The following is a 13,847-nucleotide window of genomic DNA, read 5'->3' on the forward strand; positions in this document are numbered from 1 at the left end:
GAGTATAGCACAGTTAGGAAAAAACTTCCATTGACAGCACTTTTGTATCACTGCTCTTTTCGCTTCTTAGCTAAGCACAAGCCTGTCAAACCAAGGAACCCAAGACTTGCTAAGGTTGAAACTACTGAATCAGCTTGACCTGTTTTCGGAAGTGCTTGACCTTCCGATTTTGCTGGTGTTTGAGAGGCAGTAACAATCGTCTCTTTCGCCCCTTTATCTGGCAAGCTACCAAGTGGTTTTTCTGCCGTCCAGAGACCTGAGCCATGAAGCGTGAGATGACCCAATGGTTTTTCTGGCGACAGCAATCCGTCTCCATTGATGGAAATATGTCCCAATGGTAAAGCCTCTGCTGTTGGAGCAGTATCAGGAACTGCGGTCACCAATTCTTCGATAGGTTGATCTGGTTGGGATGGAGATTCTGGATCAGTTGGTTGATCTGGTTGAACAGGTACTTCTGGATCAGTTGGTTGATCTGGCTGAACAGGTACTTCTGGATCAGTTGGTTGATCTGGCTGAACAGGTACTTCTGGATTAGTTGGTTGGTCTGGCTGAACAGGTACTTCTGGATCAGTTGGTTGATCTGGCTGAACAGGTACTTCTGGTTGAATTGGAGAAGCAGCTGGGCCATATACCGCAATCTCTTTTCCAGATACAAAGCCACCAACACTTGCTAACCAATGAACCTTGATGAATCGAGCCTTGCTTCCTTCTGGAAGAAGAGCCACTTTTTCTGTATTATTGACTGCCCAAGCAATCGGCGCCGTTACTTCCTCCCACTCTTCTCCGTCATGACTGATGGACAATTTTACACTAGTAATCGTACCATTTCCGGCATTGTTGCGAGGTCGATAGAGGATGTGATCGATATCTTTTACTTGGCCCAAATCAAGAACAATGTGACTAGGAACCGCCTGACGATTCGCCCAAGAACTATGGTAAAGTGTCGTATCGTTTCCATCTATGAAATAGGTCAATTCTGTTCCTGCTTGGTCCGCAATTGGAGTGGTCGCTAGAACAATTGGAACTTTTCTTGTCGCATCTTTAGCAGGAGTCACAAGACTAACTACTTCAGAAGCTTCAGATGTCCCCAAGCTATTTTTAGCCTTCACACGGAATCGATAGGTGCTTTCCGGCGCCAAATTGTAAACAGTCAAGTTAGTCTGGTCTGTCTGTCCAACTGGGACAAAGCCATCTGCTGTCTCCTGCTCAATCAGGTATTCAAAAGCCTGCTTGTCCCCAGTCCAAGTCAGGGTCGCACTACCACTTGTTAAGCGATTAGAGGCAACTTGACTCGGGACAGCTGGGACTGTTGTATAGGTGACTGCCTGACGAATGGCTGAATCAGCCAAGGCTTTGGTTCGCAAGTTATTGCTGACTAAAATACCATCTTGTAAGGTCAAATCTAGCTGACCATCTTTCAAGGCTCTGAGGGTAATTCGGCCAATTTCTCCGCTTCCTGTCAACTGTGGCTTGTCACCAAAGTTAACAAAGCTAAAGACAATGTTGGACTGATTGCCACGAGTACGGACATAGGAGAAGTTTTCAGCTTCTTTAGTAAAGGTTTGGTTGGCTGTTACTTGACCGACTACTTCAAACTGACTGCCATCAATCATCACAGTGCTCGTCAAGGCATTGACAGCTTCCAAGTCTGCAGCCATCAAACGGATGGTAGTAGTTTGACCAGCGGTCAAGTCTAGCTTATCAGCCGTCAGATAGGTCCGACCAGCAGGATTACTTTGAGAAGGTGTGGCAATGCCTCCCTCCAACTGAACGGCTGCCACGCTAATATCATAAGCATCAATCAGACCATTTTTATTGGAATCAGCATGACTGATGTATCCAAAATCACTATCTTCTGTCCGCAAGCCAGAGTAATTCAAGAAGGAGGTCTTATCGTCGTCTGAAATTCGACCGTCATTGCTGATGTCACCGGGAATCAACATGCGGCTACCTGGTTTTTTGAAGACCAGTAATTCTTCGCCAGATACAAAGTTATTCACCCCTTCTGCGATGTGCATCCGAATATAACGCACGCGCGGTACTGCAAATTTATAGGTCTTGGTCTTATTATCATTTGCCCAAACAGAATAGTAGCTGTCCGTTGTCCAATTTACTCCGTCTTCGCTAACTTCAAAGTAGGCCTTGGTTATCCGACCATTTGAGCCAACGTCGTTGCGAGGGTAGTATTCAATGCGGTCCACTTCATAAGTCCCTCCAAGGTCCATGCTAATGGTCGCCGGGAAGGTTACCACTGACCCCCATTGGCTGTGGAATTGGTGACCGACTTGCTTATCAAACAATTTATCTAAGCCCTGACCATCCTGAGGCGTAATGTTTGTCGTCGCCTGAATACCCTCAATAGCATCGCTCCAAGGATTTTCATTGGTTGCTACGCGCAATTCTTGGGACCAAGCTGACGCTCCTTTGGCATTAACGGCACGGATTTTGAAACTGTGCTCGCTGCCATAAGCGAAATCATCAAAGGTAAAGTTGGTGCCGGTAATACCTGTAAAGAGAGTCCCATCTCGCAAAATATCATATGAACTTGCTCCCTCTACCCCTGTCCATTGGAGACGAATTGAGGTAGCCGAAATCCCTTCTTCTGGTGCAGTAAGTCCTGTTGGAATCGTTGGAACTTGTAGATCTGCTGGCACTTCAGCAACTGGATTTTGATGTACAAATCCGTCAATCGTAACAACAACTGCTGCCTGAGTGACATCTCGAGCTGCCAACTTAATTTTCAGGAGATCATTCATTTCCACCCGAAGATGTTGAATGTCTGCACTCTTTGGATTGTAGGTTGGCATCAACGGGTTGGCATGATAGTAGAATACATCACTACCTGCCTCGTATTCTTCTAAGCTGTTTACTCGTCTCAGGGTCACATCTTGATTGCCCACACGAACGGTGACAGCATCCACATCTTCTGAAACATTAACATGGAGCTCTGTTGTTTTTTCCTTGATGAATCCTGGGAAGCTACCTTCTGTTGCCCCAATCGTCAAGACTGCTCTGCCTTTTTCATTGGAATCACCAGCCTGACTACTAATCACTGTTTTTGCCAATTGACCCGCCTGATAACCAACGCTCTTACCATCATCTTCATAGAGGGTAAAGCTGGAATCCCCATGCGGATAGAATTGAATCACCCGTTTGGTCCGATCAATCTCACCTGGGTTATTGTTGGCATTAGTCATCGGAATGATGGCACCATTTCGGACAAACACAGGGGCTTTCCAAAGTGGAGCAGCAAAGCCGTTTAAGACTTGGCCGCCCTTGTATTTCTGACCTGTGTACCAGTCAATCCACTCCTGGTCCTCTCCGCCTGGCAGATAGATGTTATTGCGAATATCATCGCCATTTGCCTGCATGGCTGTATTTTTATAAATAGGCGCTACCAAGAGGTTTGACCCGTACATATACTGGTACTGGACATCCTTGCCGTAGTTGATAACCTCGTCAGGGAATTCAATAAACATGGCGCGAACAATTGGCTTCCCTGTCTCCCTCGCCTCGTGACCTAAGGAATAAGCGTAAGGCATGAGGGTTGATTTTTGTTTGAGGGAAATACGGTTAATATCGGTTGTCCGATCGTCAAAGGAGAATGGTGTTTTCGGTTTTGCACCCCAACCGTCCATGTTCATCATGATGGAGGTGAACATTTTCCATTGGTAATCACGGGCATTGATAATCGGATCTGCACCACCAAAGATACCATCCATATCCGAACCCATGTTTGGATTTCCTGACAAGCCTAAGCCAATATAGGTCGGAATGTGGAAACGAATGTACTCCCATTCCCCACCAGACTGGTCACCACTCCAAATTGCTGCACTACGCTGGGTTCCACCCCAACCATCCAAGGAGACGATAAATGGACGCGCCTGTTCAGCACCACTTCCATTGGTGATGCGCTTGGCACCTTCGTCAACCCCGTTCAAGCCAAAGGAATAACCAGGACCAACCCAGGCAACGTCGGTCTTAATGGCCCGAATTCCTGCTACAGTCACTTCTTTGTCAATATCCCGATGAAGGACAACTTCCTTGCTTGGATTGGTATCAACAAGGTCTGACTGAGTCCAAAGACCAACTTGAATGCCTTTTGATTTGGCATAGTCCACAAATTTTTTCAAATTGGCAATATTGCCATCCAAACTATCTGTTTGGCCATAACCTGCACCATAGCCATCGTTTGGCAAAAACCAGGCAAGCGGCATATTCTGCTCTTCATAGCGATCGATGACAGCTTTTGCTGAGAATAGATAACTGTTTCCCTCACCATTTAAGGTTTCCTTGACTGCATTTGCCCGATCGGCTTCTGGCAAATGTTGTGGCTGGTATTCACGATACCACTTGTCTCCTAGTTTAATAGCGCCACGAGTTCCTTCAGCAACTTCCACCCAATAATCCCGGTTGTAGGCATTCAAATGTCCCAGATAGAGCGCGTATTCTGGTAGGACAACTGGCGCTCCTGTTAATTCCTGGTAGTCCTTGATAATGGCTGTTGGACTGCTATTGATGAAGAAATAGGAATCGAAGCGTCCTTCAAGGTGTTTGGTTTCCACCTGGTCTGCCTGTTCCGTTCCAAAGTCATAGAAACCACGTTGGAAGGTATTGCGCAAAACACCGTAGCCATTTGTGGACCAGTAGAATGGGCTTGGAGATGCAACCCCGCCATCAACCCAGTTATTTTCGTTGACAATGTTTATCTTTTGACCCTTGTGACTGAAGCGACCATTTTGCATTCCTCCACCGAAGAAGAACTCATTTTCATCCTGGCTCAGCACTTGACTGGTTTGAGTCGGAGTGATTTGGACTGGCAAAACTTCCTTAGTGACATATTTGTTGGCAAGTCGGTCAAAAACAGACATGCGGGCAGTCGCCTTATCAAAGAAAATCCAGATTTTTTCTGTTTCAAGAATATAGCGATGCTCCTCCTCCAACAACCGACCAACCTGCTGATAGTCTTGACGATAAGCTTCCAAGGATTTCACCGTAATGGTCGCAGGTCGGTCTTCGCGACTAGGTGCTGGATGCTCTTGGAAATCCCCTGTTTTGTCAATATAATAACGGAAAACATGGTCGTTATAGAGGCTGACCTGGGCTTGCTCACCTGTTTGATAGCGAATGGTCGCGACACCATTATCAAAAGTCAATCCTGTGATGGCACCAACTGCAGTAGCTGGTTTTGAAAAACTAGCGTCCGCTTGATGACTCGGCAGTTCTGTAGTCGGAGAAAGACTAACCGCAGCAGGCTGGGCCGCAGGAGCAAACTCCATCCGCTCAACTTCGGAGTCACTTGCCAAATTGTCTGAACCACCCCTTGTGTCTGCGGACAAAACAGGCACCTCTGATTCTACGGTTTCAGTTCCTTCAGCAACTTCTCTAGTTTCTCCTTCCAGATTTGCTACTGGCGAACTGTCCGTTCCTACTCCACCGACTTCTTCAACAACCTCGCTCACAGTCGACTCTTCTGAAGCCTCCTCAGGAGATAGTTGGTTGCTGATTGTATCTTCTCCCTCAAGGCCTGTCTCTGCAAAAACTGACTGACCACCGAAGAGACTACAACCAATCGCAACAGAAGCGACACCAACTGCTAGCCGCCGAATCGAAAAACGATAGCGTTTATCAAATAGATATTTGGAATGTTGACTCATTTGTTCCTCCTCATTTGTAAAAATGTGTAGAATTCTCTCAATCATACTATACTAAATTCTGACAATAAATTCAATATATGTATATACTTTTTACAAGTGTTTTCGCTTGTTTTTGAACAAACATTCCAAATATGTAAAAAACCTCTATTTGCTTATACAAACAGAGGTATTCTAGTAACGGAAAACAAACTGACACAACTTGACTGCCTCACTTTCTTATTCTCCAAGCAAATGATTGCCCAGTCTAAGAGAGTGAAAACTTTCCGTGAACTGTTTCAGCCCGATCCTAGAGATGGCGAAGTGAGGTTCTAGTGGAGATGAAGCAAGCGAGCACAAATCCCAGAACAACTTTTCAACATCCTGTCATCTTACAGCACAGTGTTTGATTGACTAAAGAGTCAGCAATCAAGACTGTTACTAAATTCCCATTTTGTCTAACATCAACTGTTCACCTTTTTTGTCAAATCTAAAAAACACCTGAGGAAAGCTCAGGTGTTTTGCTTACAATATTATAGGTAATATTCTTTTACAATGTTCAAGTTTTCATCCAATTCGAAAACAAGTGGTGGGAAGTTTGGAATTTCCACATCCATGATTTCGTCATCAGACAAGCCTTTGATGTGTTTTACAAGGGCACGGATTGAGTTACCGTGTGCACCTACGAATACGTTTTTGCCGTCTTTCAAAGCTGGAGCAATCTTGTCTTCCCAGAATGGAAGGGCGCGCTCAAGCGTTACTTTCAAGTTTTCAGCATCTGGAATAACTGCTGAGTCAAGGTGAGCATAACGACGGTCAGTATGTGCTGAGTGCTCATCGTCTTTTGCCATATCTGGAGGCAATACATCGTATGAACGACGCCAGATGTGAACTTGCTCATCACCGAATTGTTCTGCAGCTTCTGCCTTGTTTTTACCTGTCAAACCACCGTAGTGACGCTCGTTCAAACGCCATGATTTTTCAACTGGTACCCACAATTGGTCCGCAGACTCAAGTGCCAAGTTCGTTGTTTTAATCGCACGTTTCAATACTGATGTGAAAGCAAGGTCAAACTCGATACCAGCTTCTTTGATCAAAAGACCAGCGTCGATTGCTTGTTGAGTACCTTTGTCAGACAAATCAACATCAGCCCAACCAGTGAAAAGGTTAGCTTTGTTCCATTCAGACTCACCGTGGCGAGCAAAAACCAATTTTACCATTAATGGATTCTCCTTTTTATTTTGAGGTTTCCCTCTGTTACCCTTCTATTTTACACGAATTTCAGGAAAAAGGCTAGTCTTTCCCATTTCTGATTACGCTTACATGTCCTTCCCGCCAAAATCAGCCCTGAGACTGATTTTTATTTCCTTGTTTTTGACAAAAAAATGGTATAATGAATGAAAGAAATTTGGAAATATTTCCTAGTCTATTGTTAGGAGTACCCATGAAAAAAGTTGCTATCGTCTCAGCCTACCGATCTGCAATCGGTAGTTTTGGAGGCAGTCTCAAGGACATTACCATCGCCGATTTAGGTGCACAAGTCCTTGAACACGCACTCAGTACCAAACACATACCAAAAGAAGACATTGACGAAGTCATTTTCGGCAATGTCCTTTCAGCTGGTCATGGGCAAAATATTGCCCGTCAAATCGCCCTAAAGGCTGGACTTCCAGAAACCACCTCCGCTTACTGTGTCAATAAAGTTTGCGGATCAGGTCTCAAGTCAGTCCTCCTGGCTGCCCAATCCATCATGCTTGGTGACAATGATGTCGTTGTTGCTGGAGGCATCGAAATCATGAGCCAAGCTGCCTATCTCTCCAAATCCAGCCGATTTGGAAGTAAGTTAGGCCATATTACTTTAGAAGATTCCATGTTGACAGATGGTTTGACAGATGCTTTCAACGACTATCACATGGGCATTACAGCTGAAAATGTGGCTGAACGCTATCAAATCAGTCGTGAAGCCCAAGACGCCTTTGCATACTCTAGTCAAGAAAAAGCTGCAAAAGCTATTGCTGAAAGACGCTTTATCGATGAGATTGTACCAATAAAGCTGAAGAGTCGAAAGGGCGAAAGTATTTTTGATAAGGATGAGTATCCTCGACTAACACCACTTGAAAAACTGGCGACCTTACGACCTGCCTTCAAAAAAGATGGAACGGTTACAGCTGCCAATGCTTCTGGTATCAATGATGGCTGTGCAGTCCTCATTCTCATGTCTGAGGAAAAGGCTAATGAGCTAAACCTCATGCCTCTGGCCTATATCGAAAGTTATGCTACAAGCGGTCTAGATCCTGCCCTCATGGGAATGGGACCAGTTACTGCAAGTAAAAAGGCGCTTCAAAAGATTGGCAAAACTGTAGAAGATATTGATTTATTTGAACTAAATGAGGCATTCGCAGCCCAATCCATTCCAGTTGTCGAACAATTAGGAGCTGACCCTTCCAAGGTCAATGTCAACGGCGGTGCCATCGCTTTGGGCCACCCGATTGGAGCTAGCGGCAGTCGAATCTTGGTTAGCCTCATCCATGAACTCAACAAACAAGATAAAAAGCTGGGCCTCTGTGCCCTCTGTATCGGAGGCGGTCAAGGAATAAGCCTCATTATTTCTCATGCATAAAACAAGGAATAGGTTGGAAGGAACACTTATGAACATCGGTATTGATAAAATCGGCTTTGCGGCGCCAGATTTTGTTTTAGATTTGGCTGATTTAGCCCTAGCCCGCAACATTGATCCCAATAAATACAAAATCGGACTTCTCCAGTCAGAGATGGCTGTTGCACCCGTCACGCAAGACATTGTCTCCCTCGGCGCTCAAGCTGCTGCAGCTATCTTGACAGAAGAAGACAAACAGACCATTGACATGGTCATCGTCGGAACTGAGTCAAGCGTAGACCAGAGTAAGGCCGCTGCTGTATCTATTCATGGTTTATTAGGCATCCAGCCCTTTGCTCGCTCCATCGAGATGAAGGAAGCCTGCTACGGAGCTACAGCTGGACTCAGTTTAGCCAAGAGCCACATCGCTCAATTTCCTGATTCAAAAGTCCTGGTCATCGCAAGTGATATCGCCAAGTATGGATTAGAGTCAGGTGGCGAGCCAACCCAAGGTGCTGGCGCAGTTGCCATGTTGGTCACTGCTAACCCACGCATCATGGTCCTCAATAATGACAATGTTTGCCAGACTCGCGACATTTATGACTTCTGGCGACCAAACTATGACAAGTACCCTCGCGTTGATGGTCGCTTCTCTACAATCCAATACACCGACTGCTTGACCACAACCTTTGATTATTACCAGAAAAAAACAGGTCAGTCGCTTGAAGATTTTGCAGCCATGTGCTTGCACATCCCCTTCTCCAAGCAAGGTCTCAAAGGTTTGCAAGCCATCGCTAAAAATGAAGAAACCCTCAACCGCTTGACAGAGCGCTTCCAAGAAGCCATCGTCTATAACAAGGTTGTCGGCAATATCTACACAGGCTCCATCTTCCTCTCTCTCCTTTCCCTTTTGGAAAATAGCAGAGCGCTCGAGGCAGGGGATCAAATCCTCTTTTATAGCTATGGTAGCGGTGCTGTCTGTGAAATCTTCAGCGGTTCCCTTGTTGAAGGATACCAGAAACAATTGGACCAAAATCGCTTAGAAAGCCTCAATCAACGGACCAAACTCAGTATGGAAGAATATGAACAAATCTTCTTCCAAGAAATCAACTTGGACGAGACAGGTACATCAGTTGACCTTCCAGAAGATCCAAAACCCTTTGCCCTCATTCAAGTAGACAAACACAAACGGATTTATCGTAAATAAAAGCCAAAACGGCGCCCTTTGGCTCTCACCAAGGGCGCTTTTCGTTAGAAATTAGAAAGAGGAAACCATGGCACACTTCTCAGGATTCTATAAAAAATCACGCCAAGAGCGCATTGACATCCTCCTCCAAAACAAACCTCTGTCAGAAACGAGCTTGGACATTCTTCATCATGACACCAATCTTCCTGAATCCATTGCAGGCAAGATGGCGGAGAACCATCTGGGAACCTTTGCCCTGCCCTTCTCGGTTCTGCCTGAATTACTTGTCGATAACCAGGTTTTCTCTGTTCCTATGGTGACAGAAGAACCTTCTGTGGTTGCCGCTGCTTCTTTCGGCGCCAAAATCATCGCTCGGTCTGGCGGTTTTACCACCATCATTCACAACCGTATCATGATTGGACAGGTGGCACTCTTTGATGTTCCTGACCATTGCCGAGCAAGTCAGGCTATTCTCGACCAGAAAGCTACTATTTTAGAAGCTGCCAATCAAGCCCATCCATCTATTGTGAAACGCGGAGGGGGCGCTCGTGACCTGACTGTGGAAAGTAAGGATGAGTTTTTGATTGTCTATCTTCAGGTGGATGTCCAAGAAGCCATGGGTGCGAATATTCTTAATAACATGCTTGAAGCCATTAAGGATGATTTGGAAGAACTCAGTCAGGGACAAGCCTTGATGGGAATTCTGTCCAACTATGCAACCGAATCTCTGGTCACTGCCCAGTGTCGTCTTGCCATATCCAGTCTGGCTACTAGCTCTGCCATTGCCCAAGAAACGGCTCAAAAAATTGCCCTAGCTAGCAAGCTGGCCCAGCTAGATCCTTATCGGGCTGCCACTCATAACAAGGGAATTTTTAACGGTATCGATGCCGTGGTGATTGCGACTGGAAATGACTGGCGGGCGGTGGAGGCCGGTGCTCATGCTTATGCCAGCCGTGATGGACAGTACAAGGGACTCTCTACTTGGTCCATTGATGGCGATCACTTGGTCGGCTCCATCACTCTGCCCCTTCCGATTGCTTCGGTCGGTGGTTCCATTGGCCTAAATCCCAAGGTGGCAGTTGCTTTTGACCTGCTCAACCAGCCAAAGGCCCGCCAACTGGCCTCCATCATCGCTTCAGTAGGGCTTTGTCAAAACTTTGCAGCCCTCCGAGCCTTGGTCACTTCTGGTATTCAGGCAGGTCATATGAAACTCCATGCCAAGTCCCTAGCCCTTCTTGCTGGTGCTGAGGAACAAGAAGTGGATCAACTGGCCCAACTCCTGCGCAAAGAAAAACACAGCAACCTAGAAACTGCACAGAAATTATTGGCAACTTTGAGACAACATAAAAAAGAGGGATAGCCTCTTTTTTTAGTCAATTATTTGCTCCATGCGGAACTTTTGCGGCTTCATACCCAAGCGTTCATAAAATCGAACAGCTCCCGAATTGTCTGCCCATACGTCCAATGTTAGGTTGTGACAACCTTGCTCCTTGGCATAGGAAAGGGCAAAGTCATAGAGTTGCTCACCGATTTTTTGACCACGTGCAGCACTAGCCACACACAAATCATCTATGAACAGGGTTTTGACTGGTTCCAAAACATCACCTGTCGCAGTCCTAAGCTCACAAAATAGGTGGCCCACTACTTTCCCTTCTACTTCATAAACAAAAATTGGCTTAGCTGGATTGTCCAAAAGCGCCTTTAAGTCATCCTCAGAAAATTTTTGCCCTGAGCTTCTAAAAATATCCGGCCGTGCTTGATGATGGACCTGTAAAATATCTTGCAAGAGATTGGTTAATACTGGAATATCAGCTTGCCTAGCTAAACGAATCATGTTCCTTCCTCCTAGTTGATAGTATAGCATTTTTTTCAAAATAGGTCTAAAGACCGATGAATATTCTGAAAATTCGGTTATACTGTAAGTGTATCCTAAAATTTTTCATAAATCTCCTTAAAAATCAGCCCACCAAGGCTGGTTTTTTTGTTGTACGAATAATTCCTGATACAACAAAAAAATCAATACTTTTTAGAGGATTTTGCATAATATTTTATTCCATCTATTGAGTCACAATATTAATTGTACTCAATCATCAAAATTTATAAATTAGTTTATCTTTATTTTTCTTCTTGAATACGAAAACAACTAGATATAGTATAGAAATATTTTTGTAACACTATATATTGTGAACTGTGTTATAATATACCTATGACAATCAGGAAAATAAATCCAACTTTAACTACCAAATCAAGTGATTTTCTCCTGTATGTCAAATATTAAGAAAGGAGATACGATATGAGTAAAAACCTAATCAAACCAGGAACTGACAATCAACCTGCTGGGACTTATCAAGAAGTTGGTCCTCGTGGTGGACAAGTTTCTGGCGGACGTGTGGTACACATCGACAAAGGTGATCGTTTACCACCTACTCAAGAACCTGGTCGAAACTGGGTCAAACAATAGCTACAGAGCGTGTCAAATTTTGATACGCTTTTCTTGACTCTTTCGTGCAAAATGCTTTTGCTCTATTTCACTCCGCAGACTCTGGGAGCCAAAAAACACAGAAAAAAGCCTATTGCACAACGTAGAAACGTTGATACAATAGGCTTATTCACGTTATGCCTCGCTCTTTTATTTCTAGGCGAGGGATAAAACAGTCTATCCCCAGACTGTTTTTGCTCTCCTGTTTTCAAGCAAAAGATAAAAAGGTCCACTGGACCTTTTTATTATTTAACAGCGTCTTTGAGGGCTTTACCAGCTTTGAATGCTGGAACTTTTGATGCTGCGATTGTGATTTCTTCACCAGATTGTGGGTTACGACCTTTACGAGCTGCGCGTTCGCGAACTTCAAAGTTACCGAAACCGATCAATTGTACTTTTTCACCAGCTGCAAGGTAGTCAGCTACTGCTGCAAATACTGCATCAACTGCTGCTGCTGAGTCTTTTTTAGTCAATGAAGTTGCTTCTGCAACTTTTGCAATCAAATCTTGTTTATTAGCCATTTGCTAAGTCCTCCAATAATTTTCTGAGTTATTACTCACCTTAATATAGTACCTAAAAATCTCGATTTGGTCAAGTTTTTAATGCCATTTCTAGCTTTTTCGATAGAGATCTAGTAGGATTTGATCATTATATAAATCAATGGTATTTACTCGGGCAAATAGCCCTAAATCATTTTCCAACTGATTCAATGCGATAACGAGTTGACTCTGATCCTTATCAATCTGAATAAAGGTTGGTAGCTTGTAATTCTTATCAATGTAGGTCAGAATTTCCTTTGTTGGAAGCGGAAGCGTGCCTGCTGAAATTTCCGAAACTTTTAATAAGATATCACCGTTTTCAAGTTTGGAAGGGATAAAATAAATGGACAGTGGAATGCTAGAGCCAAGGAATTGGTAGCTACCTTCAAAAAGGAGAAATTGAGAATTGAGATAGACTTGATAAGAAAAATCCTCTGTTTGGTATTCTTCCAAATAGCTATTCATCAGTTGATTGAGTTCTTCTTTCGAGGTGCTAAATTGCCCAACCTTTTCACCAGTTTGGCTAGAAATTGTCTGGCTAGCAATTTCTTCACGTACAGTTGTTACTCGCTTCCAAATGACCAATGCAAAGGCCAGTTGAAAGGCTAATAAGAGTAAACAGGCCCATTTCCAAAGATTAATCTTGCCATTGCTCTTTGCTTGCATCAATTTCCTCCATCATCACTTTTTTTATGACCTCATAACCTGTATGACTAGGGTGGAAGTAATCTTCAGAGGTCAAAAGGTCTTCTAGACTCAACTCTTCGGTCTGGTCCTGGTCAATCTCGACCATATCTTGATAAATATCTACATAGTAAACAGCTTTCAGGCTAGATAGGGTCTCCTGAGTGGCTTGATTCCACTCCCGAATCAACTGGTCCAATTGGTCCAAATCTGGGAAATTAACCAAAAAGGGGTTATAGAGCCCTAAAACATAAATGGGTAAGTCGGGATTGTCTTGACGTGCTGTCTCAATCAACTGCAGCAAGCGTTTCTGATAGTCCCGAATCCCTTTTGCTACAACCTGATCACTCAAATCCGTTAAGTGCCCAACTAAGAGCTTCCGCAGGTCATTGCCACCGACAGTCAGGGTTAGTAAGTCCGCTGCTGCCAATTGTTTGGCCAGATCCGCTTCTTCCATTCGTTTCAAGATTTGCGAGCTTGTATTGCCTGAAACACCTTGATTGTAGCTGGTGACCTCATAGCCATAGCGATTAACCAATTCTTGGGCTAAGAGCGGCACAAAGCCCCCCTGTCCAGTTTCATCCCCCACTCCTTCGGTCAGCGAATCCCCCAAAGCCAGGTAGTTCAAACTGGGCGGCGCCAGTTTTTCCTGCCCCTTGGACAAAAGCGGAGCCTGGTTCGGAATCATTAAGTTCAATAATAGCAGAAAACCTAGAAGACTAAGGAAAAA

At 44.5% G+C, this 13,847-nt stretch carries 10 protein-coding genes; 4 read left to right on the plus strand and 6 right to left on the minus strand.

The features are described from left to right. Window positions 1-47 precede the first annotated feature (47 nt). Both JNG37_RS01840 and JNG37_RS01845 read right to left on the minus strand, forming a co-directional pair. Window positions 48-5,657 (minus strand): discoidin domain-containing protein, encoded by a 5,610-nt coding sequence (locus JNG37_RS01840; protein ID WP_187321603.1) that lies wholly within the window; start codon window positions 5,655-5,657, stop codon window positions 48-50. Between the two features lie 509 nt (window positions 5,658-6,166). Further along, window positions 6,167-6,853, minus strand: coding sequence for a phosphoglycerate mutase (locus JNG37_RS01845; protein ID WP_158455453.1), 687 nt, complete (start codon window positions 6,851-6,853; stop codon window positions 6,167-6,169). Window positions 6,854-7,077: 224 nt separating this feature from the next. Between JNG37_RS01845 and JNG37_RS01850 the strand changes: the two genes are divergently transcribed. The 3 genes from JNG37_RS01850 (at window position 7,078) to JNG37_RS01860 (ending at window position 10,775) form a co-directional block, all read left to right on the plus strand. After that, window positions 7,078-8,253 carry an acetyl-CoA C-acetyltransferase gene (locus JNG37_RS01850; RefSeq protein ID WP_158455455.1) on the plus strand — a complete coding sequence of 392 codons (1,176 nt, stop codon included), beginning with the start codon at window positions 7,078-7,080 and terminating at the stop codon, window positions 8,251-8,253. Between the two features lie 28 nt (window positions 8,254-8,281). Next, the gene (locus JNG37_RS01855) at window positions 8,282-9,436 is read left to right on the plus strand and encodes a hydroxymethylglutaryl-CoA synthase (protein ID WP_158455457.1); all 1,155 of its coding nucleotides are present in this window, start codon (window positions 8,282-8,284) and stop codon (window positions 9,434-9,436) included. Window positions 9,437-9,503: 67 nt separating this feature from the next. After that, window positions 9,504-10,775: a hydroxymethylglutaryl-CoA reductase, degradative gene (locus JNG37_RS01860; RefSeq protein WP_158455459.1), complete on the plus strand. Its 1,272-nt coding sequence runs from the start codon at window positions 9,504-9,506 to the stop codon at window positions 10,773-10,775. A 9-nt stretch (window positions 10,776-10,784) separates the two neighbouring features. Here the strand turns inward: JNG37_RS01860 and JNG37_RS01865 are convergent, their stop codons facing one another. Beyond that, a complete protein-coding gene (locus JNG37_RS01865; protein ID WP_158455461.1) occupies window positions 10,785-11,249 on the minus strand; it encodes a GNAT family N-acetyltransferase in 465 nt (154 codons plus the stop codon). A 459-nt stretch (window positions 11,250-11,708) separates the two neighbouring features. Here JNG37_RS01865 and JNG37_RS01870 point away from each other — a divergent pair, with 459 nt between their 5' ends. Then, window positions 11,709-11,876: a YjzC family protein gene (locus JNG37_RS01870; RefSeq protein WP_105128986.1), complete on the plus strand. Its 168-nt coding sequence runs from the start codon at window positions 11,709-11,711 to the stop codon at window positions 11,874-11,876. A gap of 263 nt (window positions 11,877-12,139) precedes the next feature. On the opposite strand, the gene JNG37_RS01875 is transcribed toward JNG37_RS01870, so the two are convergent. From JNG37_RS01875 to JNG37_RS01885, 3 genes are all read right to left on the minus strand, one after another. After that, window positions 12,140-12,415 carry an HU family DNA-binding protein gene (locus tag JNG37_RS01875; RefSeq protein WP_093650803.1) on the minus strand — a complete coding sequence of 92 codons (276 nt, stop codon included), beginning with the start codon at window positions 12,413-12,415 and terminating at the stop codon, window positions 12,140-12,142. A 90-nt stretch (window positions 12,416-12,505) separates the two neighbouring features. Next, the gene (locus JNG37_RS01880) at window positions 12,506-13,099 is read right to left on the minus strand and encodes a YpmS family protein (protein ID WP_158455463.1); all 594 of its coding nucleotides are present in this window, start codon (window positions 13,097-13,099) and stop codon (window positions 12,506-12,508) included. After that, window positions 13,071-13,805: an SGNH/GDSL hydrolase family protein gene (locus JNG37_RS01885; RefSeq protein ID WP_238336217.1), complete on the minus strand. Its 735-nt coding sequence runs from the start codon at window positions 13,803-13,805 to the stop codon at window positions 13,071-13,073. Before JNG37_RS01885 ends, JNG37_RS01880 begins: the two co-directional genes overlap by 29 nt. Between the last annotated feature and the right edge of the window lie 42 nt (window positions 13,806-13,847).

This window comes from Streptococcus suis, assembly GCF_016775005.1.
Taxonomy (GTDB): domain Bacteria; phylum Bacillota; class Bacilli; order Lactobacillales; family Streptococcaceae; genus Streptococcus; species Streptococcus suivaginalis.